Below are 26,700 nucleotides of genomic sequence, written 5' to 3'. Positions count from 1 at the left end.
AAACCCGCTTATGGCGGGTTTTAATTTTGATGACCGGGCAAAATGGCGATCGTTTTACGGTGCAGTTTCAGCATCAAGGATCGACCCTGCCTTGATAAACTATGAACGCAGACGATGCTGTTTTTGCGCATCCGAGGTAAATGTTTTCGGCGATATCCCCACGATTTTACGGAATGAACGATAGAAGCTGGAGTAATCGCCAAAACCCGTTTGATTGCTGACCTCACTGCTGCTGACACCTGAAAGCAGCAGCGTTTTTGCTAGTAAAATTCGCTTATAGGTCAAATATTCAAACAGGGTAAAACCCGTATTCTGTTTGAATTGATGGCAAAGATGGTATTTATCAATAAAGAAAGTCTGACTCAATTCATCAAGGGTGATTTTTTTCTGATAATGTTGATTAAGCCAGAAAATTACCTCTGCCATTTTATTATTTTGTTCCGTCAGTCTTGTTGACTCTTCGTCGTTCTGAGTTTTATCCTGAATCAAGACATTCAATCGCAGAAGAAGTTGAATAAATAACGTTCGTAACATTACCTGGCTGAAAGTACTATTATCCACACGTAAACGAATCATTTCCTGCATCAGGAAAGGGATCCCCTCTCGCTGTAACTCACCGCCCGTTAAAAAACGATGGTGTCGAATATTTTCTCGATTCAAACAACACGTCAAATCATACCCTTCAACGTTATACAAACGCACCCATTTAGGATTGAAATGAATAGCGACCCGTTCATACGGCACCCCTGAGTTGAAATTGGGGCGATGGATGCTGTCCATGTCTATTACCAACAGATCCCCGGCCTGCAAGCGGTAACGTTCCCCATCAACCAGATAGTACAGATCACCAGCAAGCAGATAATATATCTCATAATTATTTTCATGCAGGTGCGCATCATACCGTGTTGTTAACGGATCACTGATTTTTTTATAAGAAAAATTTATCTCTGGTTCTGAAAAAACATGCCTCTCCATCGCGCCCCCCTCGACGTCCAGCGGGATCATTTTTATCCTCTATGAATTATGCAAAGCATCGGGTTTTGTTACAATCCAGCCCGATCACAGAACAGGCAATGCAAGCAGCCAGAGAAGAAGTTCTCTGTTCCTGGCACGGGAAACATCGCACCGGTAAAGTTGAAAATCTGCTAAACAAAGTTTTTTTTCTTCGTTTACTGACCGCAAGACAGATGGTTGAATGCGTCGCATATAAGATTTTTCGGCTGCTGAGAATTGATAATGATGAGCAGTCGGCAATATCGCTAATAAAGATGATGATAGAGAGTAGATTTAAATCCCATAAAATATAAAAAGGGATTAAAAACACAGGAGAATACCAAAGTAATTGTTCTCCCTTTACTCAGCGCCATTCGGCTCAGTTCGATGGTTGCACACAGTAAAGATCAGAAAAAGATTATACTTGGCTGCAATCCCGGTTCTTATAAAGAATAATTTTAGAAAGGCGTGGCGCCTTATTTACAAAATAATAGTTACTCCAGTCTCTGGGTAACGTCTTCTCACATGAAATACGTCGTGGATGAACAGATAAAAAAACCGGACATCGCAAGACGTCCGGGTCTGCTCATTGGAAACGAGCGTTCGTTAGATTTTGAAGCCCGCGACGACGTTTTCAAGTTGCTGGGTTTGTTCCTGCATTGCTTGTGCGGCAGCAGCCACTTCTTCCACCAGCGCAGCATTTTGCTGCGTGGCGTTATCGAGCTGATTGATAGCCTGATTCACCTGTTCAATCCCCAGACTCTGTTCCTGACTTGAAGACATGATCTCATTCATTAACGTGGCAACATTGGATACCCCAGTCATCAACTCATCCATCGTCGATCCCGCATCGGCCACCAGATTTGTACCGATACCGATATCGCTCACAGAGTCCTCAATCAATTTCTTGATTTCACGAGCCGAGGTTGCTGAACGTTGTGCCAGGTTGCGCACTTCAGAAGCCACCACCGCAAATCCCCGCCCCTGCTCTCCGGCACGTGCCGCTTCTACAGCCGCATTCAGGGCCAGGATATTGGTTTGAAAGGCGATGCCGTCAATCACGCTGATAATGTCGACAATTTTCTTCGACGAATGATTGATCGATCCCATTGTCTTAACGACCTGCTGCACAACATGACTGCCTTTCTCCGCCACCGAAGAAGCATCGCGTGCCAGTTGGTTGGCATGACCCGCATTGGCTGCATTCTGTTTTACTGTGCTGGTTAACTGCTCCATCGACGCCGCCGTTTCTTCAATGGAACTGGCCTGATCTTCGGTGCGGGCAGAGAGATCCTGATTACCACTGGCAATCTGCCGCGATGCAGAAGCAATCGCCAGGCTGCTGTCACCCACCTGTTTCATAATGGTCTGCAAGTGATCGAGGAAATCATTGAAGCTGCGGTTTACATGATCAAATTCCGGGCTATTACTCTGAGGTAAACGCTGGGTTAAATCAGCACCTCCCGCGGACAATGCGCTGATGTTGTCACGTAGTGTGGCCAAGCGTCGCATGAATACGCGAATGGAGAAAATCATGAAACCAAGCAGAATGAGTAAAATGGGGATCTGCACCATACCCAGACTCAACAGGATACTGTTGCTTTGTTTAACCAGCAGATTGGTCGGCATATCCGTTGCGATAAACCACGGGCTGCCCTCTATTCGGCGCAAGAAAAGCGTATGTGATGTGCCATTAGAATCGTATTCACTTTCAATGGTAGGCTGGTCCTTTATCTGACTCAACATCAATAGCAATTGGCTGGCCATTGGCGACTGGCCCGCCAAATCAGAGAGTTTTTTCATGTTGTCGGTATCGTTGCTGGTACCGACAATTTTGCCGTCTTGCTCAACGATAAGAATAGAGGCGTTAACCTGCTTTTCCATCTGCTTAACCAGATGATTAAAAAAGCCAAGCGTCACATCAATAGTTGAGACACCCCAAAGTTCATCCCCTTTGTAGATCGCCATCGCACAGTTGGTTCGAGGCTGGGGGCTGGCGTCATCCTGATACGCCTTTGCCCAGGCACAGTAGCCTTTGGGGGCAGAGAGTCCGTCCGTAAACCACGGTTGCTCATAATATTTTTGTGAGGCTGGCTCATTCCAGTGGGTATTCAACGTAAGGACGTTGGCGTCATTACGGGCAAAAAAGGTGCTGGCTTTTTCGCGGACCGCGTCGCGTTTGTAAGGTAACGGCCAAATACCGCCACCAAAGATATTCCCATCACCATACTGATCCACCAGTGTCGGAAGCAGCAAATCGATAGAACTGCTGTCCATCAGGGTAACGGACTGAGTCATGGTACGTGCTTGTGCTTCGACACGATGCATTCTGTCACCAATAACCACGGCAATATTGTCGACGTTGTTACCAATGATGGCGCTCTCAGAACGCTTAAGTTTAGGCGATACAAAGAGTTGAATGACAATTAAAGTAATGATCAGCAAAACGATGAAAAATACACTGATAAGAAGGGTGAATCGAGCCTGCGTCGTTTTAAACATTTTCACATCACTCACTGACAATAAGCCAAATAGCTGCCCTGTTATTAACGGCAAAATTTGACTTTTCTTGATGGTGAGATGTAAATGCTTACCAACAAAAAATGCGGGTAAGACTTGCTGGACGAAGGATGCGCCAGAGAATCAGCATCCAGCCCAAGTGAATAAATGTCAGGAATGATAAGCACATCACTTATTGCACCGATAAGTCCGGGAAAGGACTTTATGCTACGGAAGAACGCGATCTCACGGTTTTAGGAAATATACATTAGAAATCATTCATTTTTTATGAATAATTGAAGTGTTATCCTAAGTGATGTCAGTCAATAACTGTACGAACCATTATCATGGAGTGACCAATGGCGTGCCATTTTTCCAGATGGGCCATAAGCGAAAACGAACCGGATACTCGACGCTTATCAGCCGATCTCGTCTCATCAACCCTCGCTTTTTCCCCCAAACGTCGACAGCGATTTCTGCATAGCCGGGCTTTGCTTGGTGAAATGATGTTTTATCTTTACGGAATGAATACATTACCTAAAATTATCACAGCCCCTAATGGCCGCCCCTGTTTTGCGGAAAGCAACCTTCCCGATTTCAGTCTGGCTTACGCAGGCAATACCATTGCCGTCGTGTTGAGCAGTGAAGGGAAAGTCGGTCTGGATATTGAAGTTATCCGCGCGAGAAGTGGGCAGATCACGGAGAAGCAGAATCAATTTCTCACCCCGGCGGAACGCGCATGGATTGATGCGCAAATCGATCCGTTGGAAGCGGCGACACAACTTTGGTGTATTCGCCAGAGTGTGTTGAAGTTGGCTGGCTTGGGAACAAACGGGTTGGATACGTTGCGGTTGCACCCGGCTTCCGGGCGCTTGCGATCCACCATTACACAAGATGTTCAGGTGATGAGTGATACAGACAATCTGATCGCCTGGGGGTGTGCGCATACTCCAACCCTCGCCCGATTGGTACTCTGGAACTATCATCCTGAACAGGGTTTTACGCGCACGCAAGATCTCTCGATACAACAACAATCTTCGTCAAACCGTTATATGAAGTTTACCAGCCTGCCCCCCACCAAATAGTCAGCAATGTGAAGAACCGTGGTTTTCCATAGGTAACGCAGGAATTGAAGGGGAATGTTCGTGACGGTGATATAGCCGGCCAAATGACCGGCTATTTTATTTGCTAATGATCGACGAACGCGATTTTCAGGATGAACAGTACGGCAACAACAATCACGCACGGGCTGATTTCTTTCCAGCGCCCGGTGCCGAGTTTCATGATGCAGTAAGAAATAAAGCCGAGTGCGATGCCTTCGGTAATTGAAAAACTGAACGGCATCATGACTGCGGTGATAAATGCAGGTACGGCTTCGGTCAGATCGTCCCACTTCACGCGAGACAGGCTCGACGTCATCAACACGCCGACATAAATCAGCGCACCTGCCGCCGCATAGCTGGGTACCATTCCGGCCAATGGCGAAATGAAGATGACCAACAGGAACAGAATCCCTACCACAACGGCGGTCAGACCGGTACGGCCTCCCACAGAGACGCCAGAGGAACTTTCGATATAGGCGGTTACTGATGACGTACCAATAAACGCCCCGGCGACTGAGCTAATGCTGTCGACATACAGTGCCTGCTTCATGCGCGGGAATTTACCGTTTTCGTCCGTCAGACCGGCTTTATCCGTTACGCCAATCAAGGTACCTGATGAGTCAAACAGATTTACCAGCATGAACGAGAAGATCACCCCCGCCAAACCGATATTCAGTGACCCGGCAAGATCAACCTGACCGACGACAGTCATGACGTTAGGTGGCATAGAGAATATGCCCCCGTAATGAACATCACCCAATGCCCAACCGATCAACGTGGTCACCACAATAGAGACCAAAACAGCCGCATGAATATTACGCGACGCCAGCACGGCAATAATGAAAAAGCCCAATGCGCCCAACAATACCGAATGTGACGTCAGATTACCGATAGTGACGATGGTTTCCGGGTTTGGCACGATGATTCCCGCATTTTTCAGCCCCATCATGCCAATGAATAAACCAATACCGCTGGTGATCCCGACGCGCAGACTGACTGGGATATTCGCAATCATCCAATACCGGATACGAAAAATGGTCAGCAAAAGGAAACCGATTGCGCCCCAGAAAATAGCACCCATGCCGATCTGCCATGAAATACCCATCGCACCGACAACCACAAATGCGAAGAAAGCGTTCAGACCCATTGCAGGTGCCAGAGCCACCGGCAGGTTAGCCAGCAGACCCATAAAAATACTGCCAAACGCCGCAATCAGACAGGTAGTAACGAATACCGCCTGCGTGTCCATCCCCGCTACACCTAAAATCTGCGGGTTAACGAAGACGATATAGACCATGGTGAGAAAGGTGGTCAGCCCGGCAATCACTTCTGTACGTGCCGTTGTGCCGTGTTGCCTGAGCTTGAATACGCGCTCAAGCGTGCTGCCAGCATCAAGGCTGGTTTGTGGTTTGCTCATTATCTGAATTCCAAAGAGGGGAGTAACAGTTGGTCGCTATCCTATAACAAATAGCCGGGTTTTTGATGACACTCCTGCGTTTTTTTCTCACTGAATCGCTATGCCAGCTCATTTGAACAGGTATAGGTCGCATAATTTATTTGGCACGGTAGACTGATGCGTAGAGTTTTTTACGGCTAAAGAATGCCAAAAGGAGAGTTTATGCCCCGGATTGAATGCGTATTTTTTGATTGTGACGGAACGCTGGTCGACAGTGAAGTCCTGTGTTGTAAAGCCTACGTGCATATGTTTGCCCACTACGACATCAATCTTGCTTTAGAAAGAATGATCAAAGAATTCAAGGGTGTCAAACTCTACGAAATTATCGAGATTGTCAGCAAAGAGTATGGTCTCAATCAACCCGTTGCGGAAATGGAAGCGGTGTTCCGCAAGGAAGTTGCACGCCTGTTCGACAGCGAACTGGTCGCGATTGAGGGTGCAACCGAACTTCTGCAGCAAATTACAGTGCCAATCTGTGTGGTGTCCAATGGACCGGTCAGCAAAATGCAGCACTCACTGGGCCTGACAAAAATGTTGCCGTTATTTGATGACGGTGAAAAGGGTCTGCGCCTATTCAGTGGATATGACGTAAAGAAATGGAAACCCGATCCGGCAATGCTTTATCACGCCGCAGAAAAAATGCAGGTGCCAATTGAGCGCTGTATTTTGGTTGAGGACTCCTTTTCCGGCACCTACGCCGGAATTGCTGCAGGAATTCAGGTTTTTTACTACTGCGCAGATCCGCATAATTCCCCGATTGACCATCCTTTGGTCACCACGTTCCATGATATGCGCCAACTCCCCGCGCTATGGCGTGAAAAAGGTTTCAGTATCATCGACTGATCATGCGCAATGGCCAGAGCCTATTCCAATAGGCTCTTAACTTAAGGCATTGCTCTGGGTTATTTTCTGTTCGATATATTGCAGCGAACGGAAGCCATTTTTTGCTACCGGAAGTGGCTGCATGCGATCAAATTCGTGGTTGAAAACCTCCAGCGACCACGACCCTGAGTAACCTTTTTCAGCTATCCGCTGCGCAAACTCTACGATGGGTAGCGCGCCATGGCCGGGAAAACAGCGAAAACGCCGGCTCCACTGCTGGAAATCCATATTGAGTCGTGGCGCATCCGCCAATTGCACAAAAATGATTTTTTCCAGAGGAATGTCTACCAGTTGGTCGACCTGATCGCCACGCGCCAGAATATGAAAGCTGTCGAGCACAATTCCCATTGACGGGCTATTCACAACACGAACCCGATCCCAGGCCTGACGGTAGTGATTGACATGCGTCCCCCACGATAACGCCTCGTAGCCCACCGTAATTCCATGCTCTTGCGCCAGTTGCGCGACCTGCGATAAATCAGCGATTTGTATATTGATATCAGCCGAACATTCAGCGGATGCATTACTGCACAGCAACATACGATCACAGCCGAGCTGATGCATAATTTCAAATTTCCGGCGCACGCGTTCCAGATTGTGTTTCCACTGATCGCGTGATTCACCTTCCACATTGCGACAAGGTTGGAACAGGGCTATCTTCAGCCCGAGATTTTGCGCCATCTTGCGTATTTCGATCGGTGTCCCATGGTAGTCGTACAAATCCTGATCGAAAATTTCTACCGCATCAAATCCAGCGGCGGCAATAGCATGCAACTTTTCAGGTAATGTGCCGGAAACAGAGACTGTAGCAATAGAACGTTGCATTTGTTTACCCCCCTTTTTGACTCTCTTAATTATCGAACAGAACAAAAAGGCTCGCTAATGAGCAAAGGTGCTTTTCTGATAAATTTTTGTTTTTTTTCGATAAATAAAAATATTTTCGTGGTGAATAAACAGATTGCTGGTGGTGTGATTTATGACTGCCTGATCTCTCCGATGGACAAATCAGACAGTGGATTCGCAGAAAGAGAGGTGATTATTCAGCAACCTGATCGCTGTCTTTTTTCTCTCCCGCCAGGAGTTTATCCAGTGCATCGCCACCGATATGGCGGAAATCCTGGCCTTTGACGAAATAGAAAATAAATTCACAAATGTTCTGGCAGCGATCGCCGATGCGTTCGATCGAACGGGCGCAGAACAGGGCAGTCAGGACGCTGGGAATGGTGCGGGGATCTTCCATCATGTACGTCATCAATTGACGCACAATGCCCTCATATTCCTGATCGACCTTTTTATCTTCACGATAGATACGGATAGCCTCGTCCAAATCCATCCGGGCAAAAGCATCCAGCACGTCATGCAGCATCTGCACCGTATGGCGGCCAAGTGACTCCAGACTGACCAGCAGCGGCTGATGCTGATGGGAGAACTTCTCCAGCGCGGTACGGCATATTTTATCCGCGACGTCACCGATACGTTCCAGTTCAGAGATCGTTTTGATGATCGCCATCACCAACCGCAAATCGCTGGCGGTGGGCTGACGTTTGGCGATGATGCGCACGCAGGCCTCATCGATCGCCACCTCCATCATATTGACCTTGCTATCACCCTCGACAACACGCTTTGCCAGTTCACCGTCCTGATTGTGCATCGCGGTAATGGCATCAGTCAGTTGTTGTTCCACCAGCCCGCCCATGGTTAAGACCTGGGTACGGATGTGCTCAAGCTCTGCGTTGAACTGACCAGATATGTGTTTGTTAAGATTCAGGTTATCCATGATATTTCCCATTTAGCCTACATCAACCGTAGCGGCCAGTAATGTAATCTTCAGTCTGTTTCTTCGCTGGCGCGGTGAACAGAGTGTCAGTATCACTGAACTCAATTAGTTCGCCCAGATACATAAATGCCGTGTGGTCTGAACAACGCGCAGCCTGCTGCATGTTATGAGTGACAATCACTACGGTGTAATCTTCTTTCAATTCGGTGATCAGCTCTTCTATCTTGCCGGTAGAGATGGGATCCAGCGCTGAACAAGGCTCATCCAACAACAAAACATCGGGACGGATAGCGATTCCCCGCGCGATACACAGACGTTGTTGCTGGCCGCCCGACAGGCTGTAGCCGCTCTGATGCAGCTTATCCTTGGACTCATTCCACAACGCGGCTTTGGTCAAGGCCCACTGTACGCGTTCGTCCATATCTGCACGGGACAATTTTTCAAACAGACGCACACCGAACGCAATATTGTCATAAATCGACATAGGAAACGGTGTCGGCTTCTGGAAAACCATCCCGACCTTGGCGCGCAGCAGGGCGATATCCTGTTTATCGGTAAGAATATTATTGCCATCCAACAGGATGTCACCTTCCGCATACTGATCAGGATAGAGCTGATACATCTTGTTGAAGGTGCGCAGCAGTGTTGATTTCCCGCAACCTGAAGGACCGATAAACGCCGTAACTTTATTCTTGGCAATATCGAGGGAGATATTTTTCAACGCATGGAATTTGCCATAGTAAAAGTTCAGATCATGGACCTGGATTTTGCTGGTGGATGCCTCAGTTACCCTACTCATGAAGACTTCTCTCTTTTATCCGGCGCTGCCGCAGCAACGCTGTGCTATACACGTCATCCCTTTGCCTGATGGACAAATATTGATGACTAATCAGTATTTTTTCTTGGCGAAAATAACCCGCGCAGTAATGTTCAGAATCAGCACACACAGGGTAATCAGCAAAACGCCGGCCCAAGCCAGTTGTTGCCATTCGGCAAAAGGGCTCATGGCAAATTTAAATATGGTGACCGGGAGGTTGGCGATCGGCTGCATCAAATCGGTACTCCAGAACTGATTGGAGAGCGACGTAAACAACAGCGGTGCCGTTTCACCCGCGATACGTGCAATAGCCAACAGCACACCGGTAATAATCCCAGAGACCGACGCTTTTAACGTGATGGCTGAAATCATCTTCCACTTCGGCGTACCCAACGCGTACGCGGCTTCACGCAGACTGTCGGGAACCAGCCTCAGCATATTTTCCGTGGTACGGATAACGATAGGTACTTGCAGTAACGCCAGCGCAATCACGCCAGCCCAACCGGAAAAGTGCTCCATCTTCATGACCACGACGGTATAAACGAACAGACCCACTACAATCGATGGTGCCGATAGCAAAATGTCATTGATAAAGCGAATAACCTCTGCCAGCCAAGATTTACGGCCATATTCCGCCAGGTAAATCCCCGCCATAATACCCAGCGGCGTGCCAATAACAGTTGCCCAGAAGATCAGTAAGCCGCTACCGGCAATGGCATTCGCCAAACCACCACCCGCGGTATTCGGCGGTGGCGTCATCTCGGTAAATAATGCCAGGGACATCCCGTCGACGCCTTTTACTACCGTCGAGAACAGGATCCACACCAGCCAGAACAGACCGAAAGCCATGGTAGCCATCGACAGGAACAGCGCAATACGGTTTTTCTGCCGACGCCAGGCCTGCCGCTTACGACGGGTTTCCTGTAGCGCCGAGTTGTTTTGCAAATCCATCGTAGCCACGTTAGCGCCCCTCATTTTTAGCCAGACGCATAATCATCAACTTCGACAGCGCCAGAACGATAAAGGTAATAACGAACAGTATCAGGCCCAGTTGCATCAGCGCTGCGGTATGCAGGCCAGTTTCAGCTTCAGCGAACTCATTCGCCAGTGCCGAGGTGATGCTGTTGCCGGGCATGAACAGAGAGATGTTGTCCAGTTGATAGGTGTTGCCGATAATGAACGTAACCGCCATGGTTTCACCCAGTGCACGTCCCAAACCAAGCATCACGCCACCAATCACGCCGTTTTTGGTGAAGGGCAAAACAATGCGCCAAATCACTTCCCAGGTCGTACATCCGATGCCATACGCCGACTCTTTCATCATTACCGGCGTTTGCTCGAAAACATCACGCATAACGGCCGCAATGTAGGGAATAATCATAATGGCCAGGATCACGCCAGCAGCCAGAATACCAATACCAAATGCCGGCCCCGAAAACAGCGCGCCAATGATCGGCATTCCCGACAGCAGATCGCCGACAGGTTGCTGGAAGTACGTCGCAAACAGTGGTGCGAAAACAAACAGACCCCACATGCCATAGACAATACTGGGAATAGCCGCCAGCAGTTCAATGGCCACGCCCAATGGGCGTTTCAGCCAATTGGGTGCCAGCTCCGTCAGAAACAGCGCAATACCGAAACTGACAGGGACAGCAATGATCAAGGCAATCAGTGAAGTCACTACGGTGCCGTAAATCGGTACCAGTGCGCCAAATTTTTGCGCGGGAGCATCCCACTCCTTCGTCCACAGGAAGGCAAAACCAAATGTCTTAATACTCGGCCAGGAGGCAATGATCAGCGAGATGATAATGCCACCCAGTAGAAATAGGGTAATCAGCGCAGCCAGTTTTACCAGTGCACTGAAGATGATGTCACCGTGTTTCCCAGGGGCTTTGATAGTCGGCTTATACTCAGCCATACGACTCTCTTCTTTTTGTTCCCTCCCGGTAACGGGAGGGAAGAACACTTACTGTGAGCTGGCCTGACGTCTCGTCAGAAACCACAACCCAACCTCTTAATACAGTTTAGAACAGAGCTTTACCGCTGCTATCTTTAACCTGGGTTTTCCAGGCAGCACGCACTTGCTCAACCACTTCGGCAGGCAGGGAGGCGTAATCCAAATCGCTGGCTTGTTTAGCCCCGTTTTTGTAAGCCCAGTCAAAGAACTTAAGAACTTCAGTGCCCTGAGTCGGATTTTTCTGCTCTTTATGCACCAGAATGAAAGTTGTAGAAGTGATTGGCCACGCGTCGTTGCCTTTCTGATTGGTCAAATCCTGTGCAAATGTTTTGCTCCAGTCGACACCTTTCGCCGCAGCGCTGAATGCTTCTTCAGTTGGGCTGACTGGATTGCCATCTGCTGAAACCAGTTTGGTGTAAGCCAGATTGTTCTGTTTTGCGTAGGCGTATTCAACATAACCAATGGAGCCAGGCAGACGCTGAACGAAAGCGGCGATGCCGTCGTTACCTTTGCCACCCAAGCCGGTCGGCCAGTTTACTGTTGAACCTGCGCCAACTTTATCCTTCCACTGGTCGTTAACTTTTGCCAGATAGCTGGTGAATACGAAAGAGGTGCCGGAGCCGTCAGCACGACGCACAACAGCAATGTTTTGATCAGGAAGAGCGACGCCAGGATTCAGCTTGGTGATCGCCGGGTCATTCCACTTTTTGATATTACCCAGATAGATATCGCCCAGAGTTTTACCGTCCAGCGTCAACTGGCCGGATTTAATCCCCGGTAAATTGACCGCCAAAACCACCCCACCGATAACTGTCGGGAACTGGAACAATCCATCCGTTGCCAGTTTGTCATCAGACAAAGGTGCATCAGACGCACCAAAATCAACGGTATTAGCAATGATTTGCTTCACGCCACCGGACGAGCCAATGCCCTGATAGTTGACCTTGTTGCCCGTTTCTTTCTGATAAGAATCTGCCCACTTGGCATACACCGGCGCAGGAAATGTCGCACCTGCACCCGTCAGGCTGGCAGCAGCGAACGCGGACACGGCGGTCAGAGAAAAAGTCGCTACGACAATACTGGCGACGGTGGTACGCATCAGTTTCATAATCCCTCCTGGGGGTATCGATATCTCGGCTTTAGCCGTTGTTATCAGAATGTGTAATGCTTCAGAAGGGAAAATAGGACAGTTTGGTGACAGTAATATGTTGGTAATGTGACAGTTTTATGACGATGATTTTCAGGCAGGAGAAAAGCCCCCAGGCGGGGGCTTCAAGGGTTTACTCGACTGTTACAGATTTCGCCAGATTACGCGGCTGGTCAACATCCGTGCCTTTAATCAAGGCGACGTGGTAAGAGAGAAGTTGCAGCGGAACGGTGTAGAAAATAGGGGCAACAATTTCTTCAACATGCGGCAGTTGGATGATCTTCATCCCGTCACTGTCGCTGAACCCGGCATCCTGATCGGCAAAAACATACAGTAGACCACCGCGGGCACGAACTTCTTCAATGTTGGATTTAAGCTTCTCCAGCAGCTCGTTGTTGGGCGCAACAACAATAACCGGCATATCCGCATCAATCAGGGCCAGCGGGCCGTGTTTCAGCTCTCCGGCCGCGTATGCCTCAGCATGGATATAGGAGATCTCTTTCAGCTTCAACGCCCCTTCCATCGCGATGGGATACTGATCGCCACGTCCGAGGAACAGTGCATGATGCTTGTCGGAGAAACCTTCAGCCAGCGCTTCGATGGTTTTATCCAGTGACAGCATTTGTTCAATGCGTGCAGGCAGCGCCTGCAGGGCATGGACAATTTCTTGTTCAACATGCTCACCCATACCCTTCAAACGACCCACGCGCGCCACCAGCATCAACAGCACGGTCAATTGGGTTGTAAAGGCCTTGGTCGACGCCACACCAATTTCAGTGCCCGCCTTGGTCATCAGCGCCAAATCAGATTCGCGAACCAGCGAAGAACCCGCGACGTTGCACACCGCCAAAGAACCGAGATAACCCAGCTCCTTGGACAGACGCAGTGCTGCCAACGTATCGGCCGTTTCACCCGACTGCGAGAGCGTAATCAACAGACTTCCTGGACGGACTGCGGATTTGCGATAGCGAAATTCAGAGGCAATCTCAACGTCACAAGGCACACCCGCCAGAGATTCAAACCAATAGCGAGCAACCATGCCTGAATGATACGACGTACCGCACGCGATAATTTGTACGTGCTGAACCTTGGTAAGCAGTTCATCGGAATTCGGGCCAAGTTCACTCAGGTTGATTTGACCATGGCTGAAACGCCCTTCAAGAGTGTTCTTGATCGCCATCGGTTGTTCGTAAATCTCTTTTTGCATGTAATGGCGATAGGCACCTTTGTCACCTGCGTCATACTGCACCTTGGATTCGATTTCCGGACGTTCGATGGCATTGCCTTGCTTATCGAAAATCTTTACGGTCCGACGGGTCACTTCAACCACATCACCTTCTTCCAGGAAGATAAAGCGACGGGTTACCGGCAAAAGCGCCAATTGGTCAGAGGCAATGAAATTCTCCCCTACGCCGCGGCCAATAACCAACGGACTGCCTGAGCGTGCGGCCACCAGCGTGCTTGGGTCACGACTGTCCATCACTACCGTGCCATAGGCACCGCGAAGTTGTGGAATCACCCGCTTCACGACATCCAGCAGGGAACCGCCCTGGCATTGCTCCCAATGCACCAGATGCGCGATCACTTCCGTATCGGTTTCGGAGCTGAAAGAGTACCCACGCTCAATCAACAGTTCGCGCAAAGGTTCGTGGTTTTCGATAATGCCGTTGTGCACCACGACAATGTAATCAGATACATGTGGGTGAGCATTGCTTTCGGAGGGTTCGCCATGCGTAGCCCAACGGGTATGGGCGATCCCCGTGCCACCATGCAACGGTTGCTCATCCAGTGCTTCCGCCAGTTTTTGCACTTTTCCCACGCGACGCAAGCGCGCCAGGTGCCCTTCATTATCTACCACGGCCAGACCGGCTGAGTCATAACCGCGATATTCCAGACGGCGTAAACCTTCCAGCAAGATCTCTGCGATATCACGTTGCGCTACTGCGCCAACAATTCCACACATCAGTTGTTATTCCTATAGAAAGTCTGTTAACAGACCTTTTTCGATGCCCTTGACCTGACTGTATCCGGTTTTTTCCGGGTTCCCCGAGCCTGTAGAGTTGGGGATTATTATGTTTTGCTGTGCACCCTGCGAAACGCACAGCAAAACACATCAGGCACAGCGTTGGCTGTGCCTGAAAAATTTACTTTTTCTTAATCGGGCGTTTCCAATCCGCTCGATGCACCTGCTTAACGCGGCTCAATACCAATTCATTCTCTGCCACGTTATGGGTGACGGTCGTCCCTGCTGCAATGGTTGCGCCCTTGCCGATAGTCACGGGCGCCACCAATTGAGTGTCTGAACCGACGAAAACATCATCACCAATAATGGTCTGATGTTTGTTTGCTCCGTCGTAGTTGCAGGTTATGGTTCCTGCGCCAATATTCACGCCCTCACCAATTTCCGCATCCCCGAGATAAGAGAGATGACCGGCTTTTGAGCCTTTACCCAAGCGCGACTTTTTCATTTCAACGAAGTTACCCACATGGGCACCTTCTGCCAGTTCCGCGCCAGGCCGTAAACGAGCAAAAGGACCCACGGTGCAATTCGCGGCAAGAACAGCATCTTCAAACACAGAGTATGGACTTATTTCGCAATCATTACCTATGACGCAGTTTTTCAGCACGCAACCAGCACCGATTTTCACCCGATCACCGAGCGTCACGTTACCCTCAAGGATTACGTTGGCATCAATGGTAATATCACGCCCATGTTGCAGGGTTCCCCGCAAATCAAATCGCGCAGGATCCAGCAACATCACGCCAGCCAACAGTAATCCCTCTGCCAACTCACTCTGAAATACCCGCTCAAGCCGGGCGAGTTGCAGGCGGTTATTTACCCCTTCCATTTCGCTCAGTCGAGCAGGGTGTACCGTTTCGATCTTGTTACCTTCTGCGTGGGCCATGGCAATAATATCTGTGATGTAATATTCACCCTGCGCATTATCGTTGGTGAGTTTGCTCAACCAACGTTTAAGATCTGCACCGTTGGCGACCAGAATACCGGTGTTGATCTCATTGATAGCCAACTGCTCGGCATTGGCATCTTTCTGTTCGATGATGCCCACCACTTCGCCCTTCTCCCGCACAATGCGGCCATAACCGGTAGGATCGCTCAGCTTTACGGTCAATAAACCAATTCCGCCCTGGGGTTTGGCCTGAATAAGACGTTGCAGGGTATTTTGAGAGACAAGAGGCACATCGCCATAGAGCATCAGCACGTCTTCATCGTCGGAAAACGCTGGCGCAGCCTGCTGCATGGCATGGCCGGTACCCAATTGCTCAGCCTGTAAAACCCAGTTCAACGAAAGATCCGATAAAGTCTCTTTCAGCAGACAGCCACCGTGGCCGTAGACCAGATGAATATTCGCTGCCCCTAAATGTCTTGCAGTATCAATCACATGACGCACCATCGGCTTGCCAGCAAGAGGATGCAACACTTTAGGAAGATCGGAATACATGCGGGTTCCCTTACCTGCGGCAAGGATCACTACACTCATTGCACTGTTCGACATAAGCAACCTGATAACTCCAATTTGATAGTCAAAAGTAAACCTGTTCGCTGACAGAATTACTACATATTTTTCGGTAAAAATCCGAGGCAACCCGCGGTGTCAAAGGCTGTGCAGCCAATAGCCAACCCCGTTAAATCCTGCGGTAAAGTGTCTGCTTACGGAGACATTTTTCATCTATTACAGGATTCAGAACAACATGAAAACCCCGAATACCATTCTTTTTTAAAAGCAAAAAAAAAGCGACCCATTGGGTCGCCTTTTATTATTGATTTACTTACATCGCTTTTCTGGTCAATTCGATAACGCGAAGTTTCGCGATCGCTTTAGCCAGTTCAGCAGACGCCTGAGCGTAGTCGACGTCGCCGTGAGAACTGTGAATATGTTCTTCCGCTTTGCGCTTGGCTTCAAGCGCTCTTGCTTCGTCGAGGTCCTGCCCACGAATGGCAGTGTCAGCCAGTACGGTTACTGTGCTCGGTTGCACCTCAAGGATGCCGCCGGAGAGGTAGATATACTCTTCTTCACCGTGCTCTTTAACAATGCGCACCATGCCAGGCTTAATGGCAGTGAGTAACGGCGCATGACCAGGATAAATACCCAGTTCACCTTCGCTACCCGTCACCTGGATCTTTTGTACCAAGCCGGTGAACATTTTTTGTTCCGCACTCACGACATCCAGATGGTAAGTCATTGCAGCCATGTCACCCTCCTCTCAACAGCGTTACAGTTTCTTGGCTTTTTCCACTGCTTCTTCAATGGCGCCAACCATGTAGAACGCCTGTTCCGGCAGGTGGTCATAATCTCCGTCCATAATGCCTTTGAAACCACGGATGGTATCTTTCAGCGAAACGAACTTACCCGGAGAACCGGTGAAGACTTCAGCCACGAAGAACGGTTGTGACAGGAAGCGCTGAATCTTACGTGCACGGGATACCACCAGCTTGTCATCTTCTGACAGCTCGTCCATACCCAGGATCGCAATGATATCCTTCAGTTCCTGATAACGTTGCAGAATAGACTGCACGCCACGCGCTACATCGTAGTGTTCCTGCCCAACAACCAGCGGATCCAACTGACGGCTGGTGGAGTCAAGCGGGTCAACCGCCGGGTAAATACCCAGGGAAGCGATCTGACGGCTCAGTACCACGGTTGCATCCAAGTGAGCAAAGGTGGTGGCTGGAGATGGGTCAGTCAAGTCATCCGCAGGGACGTAAACGGCCTGTACGGAAGTGATAGAACCCGTCTTGGTAGACGTGATACGTTCTTGCAGAACGCCCATTTCTTCCGCCAGAGTCGGCTGATAACCTACCGCTGAAGGCATACGACCCAACAGTGCAGATACTTCTGTACCGGCCAGGGTGTAACGATAGATGTTATCGATGAACAGCAGTACGTCACGACCTTCGTCACGGAATTTTTCAGCCATGGTCAGACCGGTCAATGCTACGCGCAGACGGTTACCCGGCGGCTCGTTCATCTGGCCATACACAAGTGAAACTTTGTCGATAACGTTGGAGTCTGTCATTTCGTGGTAGAAGTCGTTACCTTCACGGGTACGTTCGCCCACGCCTGCAAACACGGAATAACCGGAGTGCTCGATCGCGATGTTACGGATCAACTCCATCATGTTTACAGTTTTACCTACACCCGCACCACCGAACAGACCAACTTTACCGCCCTTGGCGAACGGACAGATCAGATCCATAACCTTGATACCGGTTTCCAGCAGATCCTGTGAGTTAGCCAACTCTTCGTAACTTGGTGCCGGACGGTGAATAGCCCAACGGTCTTCTTCACCGATATCGCCTTTCATGTCGATAGGCTCGCCAAGTACGTTCATGATACGACCAAGTGTTGCTTTACCTACCGGTACTTCGATCGGGTGCTCCAGGTTGGTAACAACCAGACCACGACGCAGACCGTCGGAAGAACCCATTGCGATACAACGAATAACGCCACCGCCCAACTGTTGCTGTACTTCCAACACCAGTCTGGAAGTACCGTTTTCTACCTCAAGCGCATCGTACACTTTTGGTACAGCGTCTTGGGGGAACTCGACGTCCACCACGGCGCCGATTACCTGGATAATCTTTCCAGTAGCCATCTTGAATCCTCTACGTAATTCGTAAACCTAGCTTAAACCGCGGAGGCTCCCCCGACGATCTCGGTGAGTTCCTGAGTGATGCTGGCCTGACGAGCTTTGTTGTATACCAACTGCAGCTCTTTGATCAGGCTACCGCCGTTATCGGTTGCGGCTTTCATCGCTACCATTCGCGCGGCCTGTTCGCTGGCCAGGTTTTCCACGACGCCCTGATAAACCTGAGATTCCACATAGCGACGCAGCAGGGTGTCCAACAGCGCCTTAGGATCGGGTTCATACAGATAATCCCAGGATTTACTCTTCAGCGCACCGTCTTCCGCTGGCGGTAACGGCAGTAACTGAAGAATCTGCGGCTCCTGGGTCATCGTATTGATAAACTTGTTACTGACAATGTAAAGCTTGTCCAAACGACCTTCGTCGTAGGCTTGCAGCATCACTTTCACCGGCCCGATCAGTTCCGACAGTGTAGGGTTATCCCCCATGCCGGTAACCTGAGCAACCACGTTGCCACCCACGGAACCAAAGAAAGAGGCTGCTTTCGAGCCAACCAGCGCCAAATCAGCTTCAACGCCTTTTTCGGACCATCTTTTCATCTCATTCAGCAGACGTTTGAACAGGTTAATGTTCAAACCGCCGCAAAGACCACGGTCAGTAGACACCACCAGATACCCAACGCGCTTTACGTCACGCTCTTCCAGGTACGGGTGTTTATATTCCAGATTACCTAACGCAAGGTGACCAATCACGCTGCGCATGGTCTCTGCATAAGGACGGCTAGCCGCCATGCGCTCCTGCGATTTACGCATTTTGGATGCGGCGACCATCTCCATCGCTTTAGTGATCTTTTGCGTGTTTTGCACGCTGGCGATCTTACTACGTATCTCTTTAGCGCCGGCCATCTCTGCTTCTCCTCATTGCCAGACGTCCTGCTGTTCTTTCAAACAGCAGGACCATTCAGCGTTACCAGGACTGGGTTGCCTTGAAGGTTTCGAGGATGCCTTTCAGCTTGCCCTCGATCTCATCATTGTAAGCACCAGTTTGGTTGATTTGATTCAGAAGTTCGGCGTGCTCGCGATCGGCAAAAGCCAACAACGCAGCTTCGAAGCTACCGACTTTAGCCAACTCGATGTCTTCCAGGAAGCCACGCTCAGCAGCAAACAGAACCAGGGACTGTTGTGCAACAGACATTGGCGCATATTGTTTCTGCTTCAGCAATTCGGTCACTTTCTGACCATGGCTAAGCTGTTTACGAGTTGCATCATCCAGGTCAGATGCGAACTGAGAGAACGCAGCAAGTTCACGATACTGTGCCAGAGCGGTACGGATACCACCGGACAGTTTTTTCATGATCTTGGTCTGCGCGGCACCACCCACACGGGATACCGAAATACCCGGGTTAACAGCAGGACGAATACCGGCGTTAAACAGGTTGGATTCCAGGAAGATCTGACCATCGGTAATCGAGATTACGTTAGTCGGAACGAACGCGGAAACGTCACCTGCTTGCGTTTCAATGATTGGCAGAGCAGTCAGAGAGCCGGTTTTGCCTTTAACTTCACCCTTGGTGAATGCTTCAACGTAATCGGCGTTAACACGCGCAGCACGTTCAAGCAAACGGGAGTGGAGATAGAAAACGTCGCCAGGATAGGCTTCACGACCTGGTGGACGACGAAGCAGCAAGGAAATCTGACGGTAGGCAACAGCCTGCTTGGACAGATCATCATAAATGATCAATGCGTCTTCGCCACGGTCACGGAAGTATTCACCCATGGCACAACCGGAGTACGGTGCCAGGTATTGCAATGCGGCAGATTCAGATGCAGTAGCCACCACCACAATGGTGTTTGCCAGCGCGCCGTGTTCTTCCAGCTTGCGCACCACGTTAGAAATGGTGGACGCTTTCTGGCCGATAGCAACGTAAATACATTTAATACCGGAATCACGCTGATTGATGATGGCGTCGATTGCCAGCGCGGTTTTACCGGTCTGACGGTCGCCGATCACCAATTCACGTTGTCCACGACCAATTGGGATCATGGCATCAACGGATTTGTAACCCGTTTGAACCGGTTGATCGACCGATTGACGTTCGATAACACCAGGTGCGATAGCTTCGACAGCAGAGAAGCCGTCGTGCTCAACCGGACCTTTACCGTCGATAGGCGCACCCAAGGTGTTCAGAACGCGTCCCAACAGACCGCGGCCAACTGGAACTTCCAGGATACGACCGGTACATTTAACTTTCATGCCTTCGGCGAGGTCGGTGTAAGGGCCCATAACAACGGCACCTACAGAGTCGCGCTCCAGGTTCAATGCGATAGCGTAACGGTTGCCCGGCAGTGCGATCATCTCGCCTTGCATGACGTCAGCGAGACCGTGTACGCGGATGATTCCGTCACTGACGGAAACAATAGTCCCTTCATTGTGAGCTTCGCTCACTACATTGAACTGAGCAATGCGCTGCTTGATCAGTTCGCTGATTTCGGTGGAATTCAGTTGCATGCTCCAGTCCCCTTAAGACTGCAAGACGTCTGCCAGACGCTCTAGACGACCGCGAACGCTGCCATCTATCACCATATCGCCAGCGCGGATTATTACGCCGGCCATGACAGACTTATCAATTTTGCAATTCAGCTTAACTTTGCGTGACAGACGTTTTTCCATCGCGGCGGTTATTTTCGCACGCTGTTCGTCATTCAGTGCACTGGCAGAAGTCACGTCGACTTCGACGGTGGACTCAAGCGAGGCGCGCAGTTCAATAAACTGCTGCAGCACATCAGGAAGAACTTTCAAACGTCCGTTCTCAGCCATCACCTTAATCAGGTTCTGACCGGCTTCGTCGAGTTGATCACCACATACGGAAATGAACGTGTCGGACAACGTTTCGGGTGCCAGGGCACCGGAAAGCATTTCGCCAATCTGATCATTACGAGTGACTTCGGCTGCAAACCCCAGCATTTTTTGCCAGAGGTCTACACTTTGGTGCTCAACGGCAAAGTCAAAAGCTGCTTTGGCGTAGGGGCGAGCTACCGTGATAAATTCAGACATCGGCCCCTCCCTCCTTACAGTTCAGCGACCAGTTTATCAACGATGTCGCTGTTGGCAGCTTCATCCACGGAACGTTCAATGATCTTCTCGGCGCCAGCAATTGCCAATATAGCAACTTGTTTACGCAACTCTTCACGAGCGCGTTTACGTTCAGCGTCTATCTCAGCCTGAGCCTGCGCCACGATTTTGCTACGTTCCAACTCGGCTTCGGCTTTCGCATCATCAACAATCTGAGCTTTGCGTTTGTTCGCTTGCTCGATGATCACCTGAGCATCTGCTTTGGCTTTATTCAGCTGGTCGGTCACATTGGCTTGCGCTAAGTCCAGATCTTTTTTGGCGCGTTCTGCGGAAGAGAGACCGTCAGCAATTTCTTTCTGACGCTTCTCGATGGCTCCGATAATCGGCGGCCATACATACTTCATGCAGAACCAGACAAACAGGACGAACGCGATGGCCTGGCCGAGGATTGTTGCGTTAAGATTCACAGCACAATGCCTCTTTAAAAGTTAATGTTTTGGTGTGGTTTCACTGTAGAGATGACTCTCTACTACGCGACAGCAAACATCACGTACAAGCCCAGACCAACAGCAATCATCGGGATGGCGTCAACCAGACCCATGACGATAAAGAACTGTGTACGCAGCAGAGGAATCAGGTCAGGCTGACGAGCAGCACCTTCCAAAAATTTACCACCCAGGATGCCGATACCGATCGCAGCACCGATTGCCGCCAAACCCATCATCACAGCGGCAGCCATGTACAGCAGATCCATATTCAGGTTTTCCATGACAGTCTCCAGTTTTTTTCAGTTAAATAAAACGCAGTAGTGTTATAAGAAAATCAGTGCTCTTCAGACGCCATCGACAGATAAACGATCGTCAGAACCATGAAAATAAAGGCTTGTAGCGTAATAATCAGTATGTGGAAAATGGCCCAAGGCACATTCAGGATCCACTGTGACCACCACGGTAACAGACCCGCAATCAGGATGAAGATTAACTCACCCGCATACATGTTGCCGAACAGTCGCAAACCGAGTGATACCGGCTTGGACAGCAGGCTGACACCTTCCAAGATCAAGTTGATTGGAATGAATACCGGATGGTTGAACGGTTGCATCGTCAGTTCTTTCACGAAGCCACCAATTCCTTTCATTTTGATGCTGTAGAACAGAATCAGAATGAATACACCCAACGCCATCGACAATGTGATGTTCACATCAGCAGTTGGCACCACACGCAGGGCAGGAAGCCCGAAGACGTGTTCCCCGATAAACGGCAGCAAATCGATCGGCAACAGATCCATCAGGTTCATCAGGAAAACCCAGACGAAGACGGTCAGTGCGAGCGGTGCTATCACTTTGCTTTTGCCGCGATACATATCCCGCACGCTGTTGTCGACAAAACCTACTATCAATTCAACGGCAGTTTGTAACTTGCCCGGAACGCCACTGGTCGCATTCTTTGCAACGTGACGGAAGACAGCCAGAAAGAGTACCCCGAGGACCACGGAGAAAAACATCGAATCGATGTTAATCGACCAGAATCCCGTCCCCAACTGCAACTGAGTCAGATGGTGACCGATATACTCTTGTGGAGTAGAGATTTCTCCTGATGCAGACATGATGCCTCTTACCCTTTTTTAGTTAAGTACGTTAACTTTTAATCACGATCGGTGCCAATATCTGCGTAAGCAGCACCGATACATAGGCCAGGCCGAGCGGAACAAATGCCGCCTTGAGCAAGCCCAGCGCTATTATCAGCAAAACAATCGTGATAATAACTTTCAGCGCCTCTCCGATGGCAAATGACCAGGCAACACGTCCAGATACCTCGGTATGTGCCTGGTGACGCCATGCAAACAGCATAAACAGTGCATTGGGTAACCATGCGGCCAGGCCGCCAGCCAATGCCGAAATACTCCATTCCAGGCTCTTGAGCCCAAATGCGGCACTGAGTAGAACAAAGGTCAGTAACTGCAGAAACAGCAGCTTTCTTGCTACCTTCTTGCTGTAAAGGGATACAGACATGACGTTTGTTCTCTCCGTCCCTCACAGGAGGTGTGCTGGTGTCGTATAAAACTGCCTTTTGCCCTATTGAGTCAAGCAACAAAAACCGAGCAAATTATACGGGTCACTCAAGCGAATTCAATCGATAAGTAGCGAAAAGGTGAACAATAATTTAAATTTTAATCTTTATGCCTATTTTCATAAGGAAACTACTCAAATAATCGCCTGCTTATATTTGTCTGATTATTCCACACTCAGACAAGGAACTGTGCGCAGGATCACATTATATAAAGCCCTGTTTTTATACTGCCGCAAGACTGCCAGTGTCTTTAGCTAATCTGGCTTTTTAAACTCTTTATAAATCAAAATGGTATAAAGTTACTATTCGAAAACAAAGCGCACATCTAATTAATACGACTTGTTGACATCCCCACTCAAAAATAAACAACATGCTGATTACATCACTAAAATGTAATTGATAACAAATGTCATTTACAAAACAAGTTTTTTATTCAAAAACACGGCATTATGATATCGAGATGCTAAGTAAATGTGACAAATAAGTAATCCAACGCGACTCCGTGTCGCGTTGGCAACTTTCTGCCAACGGCATAAATGAATTACCGATCTCGCTTTTTTTTGATAAATAACAACTTTAGTTTGCCTTAAGGATCACCAGATGACGTTCACCGTCCAGTTCAGGAACCTGCAGTTTTACGATTTTTTCCATGACAAAACCCGGTATCAAGGCAGACAGTTCGTCATCTGGACGTACTCCTTTGAGTGCATAAAAGCGCCCTTTCTCGCTATCAGGCAAGTGATGGCACCATGACAACATGTCCTGTAACGAGGCAAAGGCACGGCTAATCACCCCGTCAAAGGGGGGTTGCGGAACAAACTCCTCAACCCGGCTTTGCACTGGCTCAATGTTACGCAGTCCGAGTTCGTGCTGCACCTGCCGCATGAAGCGTACGCGCTTGCCCAGGCTGTCAAGGAGGGTGAAGTGTGAATCAGGACGGACTATCGCCAAAGGGATGCCTGGTAAGCCAGGACCGGTCCCTACGTCAATGAAACGTTCGCCTGTCAGATGCGGATTGACCACAATGCTGTCGAGAATATGCCGAATCAACATCTGCTCAGGATCGCGCACAGACGTTAAATTGTAAGCTTTATTCCATTTGTGCAGCATACCCACGTAGCCCAAAAGTTGCTGTTTTTGCTGATCGGGTAATGAAATTCCCGCTTTTTCCAGCAGCGAGTCCAGTTTCTTTTGCACAAAAATTCCTCTGACCAACGTTGAATCATCAACGGATGAAATATTCGGTGAAAATAATAATCCAGCAGAGCGCTGGCGGGAAGGGGCTCAGGCGTCCGGAAATGGTTTTCTCTTCACGGACGCCTTGAATTATCAGGCACTGCGGCGCAGTAAGCCCTGTTTTTTCAACCAAATAAGCAGAATAGAAATCGCAGCAGGCGTGATCCCCGAAATCCGGGATGCCTGACCAATAGAATTCGGCTTGTGATCATTGAGTTTCGCAATAACCTCGTTGGATAAGCCTGAAACCTGGCGATAATCCAGATCGCTGGGCAGCAGGGTATTCTCATTGCGCTGCTGTTTCTCGATCTCTTCCTGCTGGCGAACAATATAACCCTGATATTTCACCTGAATCTCAACCTGCTCGGCAGCTTGCTGATCGTCGAGTCCCGGAGCAAACATATCCAGGCGAGTCATCAGTTCGTAGGTCATTTCCGGGCGACGCAACAGCTCTTCCCCACTCGCTTCACGCGACAGTGGCGATTTAAGCTGCGCGTTGATCTGTTCAACCTGCTCAGAATGCGGATGAACCCAGATGCTGCGCAGGCGCTGGCGTTCCTGCTCGATCATTTCCAGCTTCTGGTTGTAACGCGCCCAACGGACATCATCAACCAATCCCAGTCGACGCCCGGTTTCGGTCAGACGGAGATCGGCGTTGTCTTCACGGAGCATGAGGCGGTATTCGGCACGCGAGGTAAACATCCGGTAGGGCTCTTTGGTGCCTAGCGTGCTGAGATCGTCCACCAGCACACCCAGATAAGCTTGATCGCGACGTGGTGACCAGCCTTCGTCCTCGTTGGCGTAACGACCTGCGTTGAGGCCAGCCAGTAACCCTTGGGCTGCCGCTTCTTCGTAACCGGTCGTGCCGTTGATCTGCCCGGCAAAAAACAGACCGTGGATAAATTTACTCTCAAGTGTCGGTTTCAGATCGCGTGGATCAAAAAAGTCATACTCAATCGCGTAACCAGGTCGAACGATCCGGGCATTTTCCATCCCCTGCATTGAACGGACGATCTGCATTTGAACGTCAAAAGGCAGGCTGGTGGAGATGCCATTCGGATAGATTTCGTTACTGGTCAAGCCTTCTGGCTCAAGGAAGATCTGGTGCGAATTGCGATCGGCGAAACGCATGACTTTATCTTCGATCGAGGGACAATAACGTGGTCCGATCCCTTCGATGATCCCAGCGTACATTGGGCTACGATCGAGATTATTACGAATCACATCATGGGTTTTTTCGTTGGTATAGGTGATGTGACAAGGAATTTGTCTTGGGTGTTGCGACACGTTGCCCAGGAACGAAAATACCGGCATTGGCGTATCACCATGCTGTTCGCCCAGCACACTGAAATCGATGGTTCTTGCATCAATACGTGGCGGTGTCCCCGTCTTGAGACGATTGACCCGCAGTGGCAGTTCACGCAAACGACGTGATAATGGGATCGACGGAGGATCGCCTGCACGGCCTCCACTGTAATTTTCAAGGCCGATATGGATCTTGCCGTCCAGGAAGGTGCCAACAGTCAGTACCACCGCTTTGGCGCGGAATTTGAGACCCATTTGGGTCACGGCACCGACAACGCGATCGTTTTCAACAATCAGATCCTCAACCGCCTGCTGGAAGATCATCAGGTTTGGCTGATTCTCCAATGCAGTACGAACAGCCTGGCGATACAGAACCCGATCCGCTTGCGCCCGGGTTGCCCTGACAGCTGGCCCTTTACTCGCGTTTAGTATCTTAAACTGGATGCCTGCATGGTCAATGGCCGTGGCCATCAGGCCGCCCAATGCGTCCACTTCTTTAACCAGATGTCCCTTTCCGATCCCACCGATAGCCGGGTTGCACGACATCTGTCCCAGTGTGTCGATATTGTGGGTTAATAACAAGGTCTGACGCCCCATGCGGGCTGCAGCCATGGCGGCTTCTGTGCCTGCATGGCCACCACCAATGATGATGACGTCAAATTGATCCGGATAAAACATGGTACTGCACCTCGCCAATTATGCGAATGAACGTTGTATGCCCTGGGGTGGGGGATTCTACTCAAGTTTAGACGATCGACCAAGTGCCTTAGGATCGTCGGT

At 49.7% G+C, this 26,700-nt stretch carries 23 protein-coding genes and 1 pseudogene; 2 read left to right on the top strand and 22 right to left on the bottom strand.

The features are described 5' to 3' along the window. Window positions 1-99: 99 nt before the first annotated feature. Both DRI82_RS07220 and DRI82_RS07210 read right to left on the bottom strand, forming a co-directional pair. Entirely contained in the window at window positions 100-1,005 is a 906-nt protein-coding gene (locus DRI82_RS07220) for a helix-turn-helix transcriptional regulator (protein ID WP_114192836.1), read from the bottom strand. 594 nt (window positions 1,006-1,599) lie between these two features. Next, the gene (locus DRI82_RS07210; protein ID WP_170138684.1) at window positions 1,600-3,495 is read right to left on the bottom strand and encodes a methyl-accepting chemotaxis protein; all 1,896 of its coding nucleotides are present in this window, start codon (window positions 3,493-3,495) and stop codon (window positions 1,600-1,602) included. 356 nt (window positions 3,496-3,851) lie between these two features. Here DRI82_RS07210 and DRI82_RS07205 point away from each other — a divergent pair, with 356 nt between their 5' ends. Further along, a complete protein-coding gene (locus DRI82_RS07205) occupies window positions 3,852-4,577 on the top strand; it encodes a 4'-phosphopantetheinyl transferase family protein (RefSeq protein ID WP_114192833.1) in 726 nt (241 codons plus the stop codon). 103 nt (window positions 4,578-4,680) lie between these two features. Here the strand turns inward: DRI82_RS07205 and DRI82_RS07200 are convergent, their stop codons facing one another. Continuing rightward, window positions 4,681-6,012: an NCS2 family permease gene (locus DRI82_RS07200; protein WP_114192832.1), complete on the bottom strand. Its 1,332-nt coding sequence runs from the start codon at window positions 6,010-6,012 to the stop codon at window positions 4,681-4,683. Between the two features lie 201 nt (window positions 6,013-6,213). Between DRI82_RS07200 and yieH the strand changes: the two genes are divergently transcribed. Continuing rightward, the gene (yieH, locus tag DRI82_RS07195; protein WP_114192831.1) at window positions 6,214-6,894 is read left to right on the top strand and encodes a 6-phosphogluconate phosphatase; all 681 of its coding nucleotides are present in this window, start codon (window positions 6,214-6,216) and stop codon (window positions 6,892-6,894) included. A 60-nt stretch (window positions 6,895-6,954) separates the two neighbouring features. Here the strand turns inward: yieH and DRI82_RS07190 are convergent. The 19 genes and pseudogenes from DRI82_RS07190 to mnmG form a co-directional block, all read right to left on the bottom strand. Continuing rightward, a pseudogene (locus tag DRI82_RS07190) lies at window positions 6,955-7,758 on the bottom strand (sugar phosphate isomerase/epimerase family protein); the annotation flags it as partial. A 211-nt stretch (window positions 7,759-7,969) separates the two neighbouring features. Further along, window positions 7,970-8,710, bottom strand: coding sequence for a phosphate signaling complex protein PhoU (gene phoU / locus DRI82_RS07185; protein WP_114192829.1), 741 nt, complete (start codon window positions 8,708-8,710; stop codon window positions 7,970-7,972). 22 nt (window positions 8,711-8,732) lie between these two features. Then, on the bottom strand, window positions 8,733-9,509 hold the full coding sequence (pstB, locus tag DRI82_RS07180; protein ID WP_114192828.1) for a phosphate ABC transporter ATP-binding protein PstB: 777 nt from the start codon (window positions 9,507-9,509) through the stop codon (window positions 8,733-8,735). 90 nt (window positions 9,510-9,599) lie between these two features. Beyond that, window positions 9,600-10,487: a phosphate ABC transporter permease PstA gene (gene pstA, locus DRI82_RS07175; RefSeq protein WP_114192827.1), complete on the bottom strand. Its 888-nt coding sequence runs from the start codon at window positions 10,485-10,487 to the stop codon at window positions 9,600-9,602. Between the two features lies 1 nt (window position 10,488). After that, window positions 10,489-11,445, bottom strand: coding sequence for a phosphate ABC transporter permease PstC (gene pstC / locus DRI82_RS07170; protein ID WP_114192826.1), 957 nt, complete (start codon window positions 11,443-11,445; stop codon window positions 10,489-10,491). A gap of 106 nt (window positions 11,446-11,551) precedes the next feature. Beyond that, window positions 11,552-12,592 (bottom strand): phosphate ABC transporter substrate-binding protein PstS, encoded by a 1,041-nt coding sequence (gene pstS, locus DRI82_RS07165; protein WP_114192825.1) that lies wholly within the window; start codon window positions 12,590-12,592, stop codon window positions 11,552-11,554. Window positions 12,593-12,764: 172 nt separating this feature from the next. Next, window positions 12,765-14,594 carry a glutamine--fructose-6-phosphate transaminase (isomerizing) gene (gene glmS, locus DRI82_RS07160; protein WP_114192824.1) on the bottom strand — a complete coding sequence of 610 codons (1,830 nt, stop codon included), beginning with the start codon at window positions 14,592-14,594 and terminating at the stop codon, window positions 12,765-12,767. 181 nt (window positions 14,595-14,775) lie between these two features. Beyond that, window positions 14,776-16,146: a bifunctional UDP-N-acetylglucosamine diphosphorylase/glucosamine-1-phosphate N-acetyltransferase GlmU gene (glmU, locus tag DRI82_RS07155; protein ID WP_114192823.1), complete on the bottom strand. Its 1,371-nt coding sequence runs from the start codon at window positions 16,144-16,146 to the stop codon at window positions 14,776-14,778. A 274-nt stretch (window positions 16,147-16,420) separates the two neighbouring features. Further along, window positions 16,421-16,834, bottom strand: a complete 414-nt coding sequence (locus DRI82_RS07150) for a F0F1 ATP synthase subunit epsilon (protein WP_170138689.1) — start codon at window positions 16,832-16,834, stop codon at window positions 16,421-16,423. A 30-nt stretch (window positions 16,835-16,864) separates the two neighbouring features. Continuing rightward, the gene (gene atpD, locus DRI82_RS07145; RefSeq protein ID WP_114192821.1) at window positions 16,865-18,247 is read right to left on the bottom strand and encodes a F0F1 ATP synthase subunit beta; all 1,383 of its coding nucleotides are present in this window, start codon (window positions 18,245-18,247) and stop codon (window positions 16,865-16,867) included. 32 nt (window positions 18,248-18,279) lie between these two features. After that, complete coding sequence (gene atpG, locus DRI82_RS07140; protein ID WP_114192820.1) at window positions 18,280-19,143, bottom strand: F0F1 ATP synthase subunit gamma; 864 nt, start codon at window positions 19,141-19,143, stop codon at window positions 18,280-18,282. Between the two features lie 61 nt (window positions 19,144-19,204). Next, window positions 19,205-20,746 (bottom strand): F0F1 ATP synthase subunit alpha, encoded by a 1,542-nt coding sequence (gene atpA / locus DRI82_RS07135; protein WP_114192819.1) that lies wholly within the window; start codon window positions 20,744-20,746, stop codon window positions 19,205-19,207. A 12-nt stretch (window positions 20,747-20,758) separates the two neighbouring features. Beyond that, window positions 20,759-21,292: a F0F1 ATP synthase subunit delta gene (gene atpH / locus DRI82_RS07130; RefSeq protein WP_114192818.1), complete on the bottom strand. Its 534-nt coding sequence runs from the start codon at window positions 21,290-21,292 to the stop codon at window positions 20,759-20,761. Between the two features lie 14 nt (window positions 21,293-21,306). Next, window positions 21,307-21,777 (bottom strand): F0F1 ATP synthase subunit B, encoded by a 471-nt coding sequence (gene atpF, locus DRI82_RS07125; protein ID WP_114192817.1) that lies wholly within the window; start codon window positions 21,775-21,777, stop codon window positions 21,307-21,309. A 62-nt stretch (window positions 21,778-21,839) separates the two neighbouring features. Next, complete coding sequence (atpE, locus tag DRI82_RS07120; RefSeq protein WP_000429386.1) at window positions 21,840-22,079, bottom strand: F0F1 ATP synthase subunit C; 240 nt, start codon at window positions 22,077-22,079, stop codon at window positions 21,840-21,842. Between the two features lie 53 nt (window positions 22,080-22,132). Then, window positions 22,133-22,915, bottom strand: a complete 783-nt coding sequence (atpB, locus tag DRI82_RS07115) for a F0F1 ATP synthase subunit A (protein ID WP_114192816.1) — start codon at window positions 22,913-22,915, stop codon at window positions 22,133-22,135. A gap of 31 nt (window positions 22,916-22,946) precedes the next feature. Further along, on the bottom strand, window positions 22,947-23,321 hold the full coding sequence (gene atpI / locus DRI82_RS07110) for a F0F1 ATP synthase subunit I (RefSeq protein ID WP_114192815.1): 375 nt from the start codon (window positions 23,319-23,321) through the stop codon (window positions 22,947-22,949). Window positions 23,322-23,955: 634 nt separating this feature from the next. After that, window positions 23,956-24,576, bottom strand: a complete 621-nt coding sequence (rsmG, locus tag DRI82_RS07105) for a 16S rRNA (guanine(527)-N(7))-methyltransferase RsmG (protein WP_114192814.1) — start codon at window positions 24,574-24,576, stop codon at window positions 23,956-23,958. A 132-nt stretch (window positions 24,577-24,708) separates the two neighbouring features. Continuing rightward, on the bottom strand, window positions 24,709-26,598 hold the full coding sequence (gene mnmG / locus DRI82_RS07100; RefSeq protein ID WP_114192813.1) for a tRNA uridine-5-carboxymethylaminomethyl(34) synthesis enzyme MnmG: 1,890 nt from the start codon (window positions 26,596-26,598) through the stop codon (window positions 24,709-24,711). Window positions 26,599-26,700 lie beyond the last annotated feature (102 nt).

This window comes from Edaphovirga cremea, assembly GCF_003332275.1.
In the GTDB taxonomy this organism is placed as follows: domain Bacteria; phylum Pseudomonadota; class Gammaproteobacteria; order Enterobacterales; family Enterobacteriaceae; genus Edaphovirga; species Edaphovirga cremea.
Note: the sequence above shows the minus strand (reverse complement) of the source record. Positions and strands in the feature narration are given on the sequence as shown.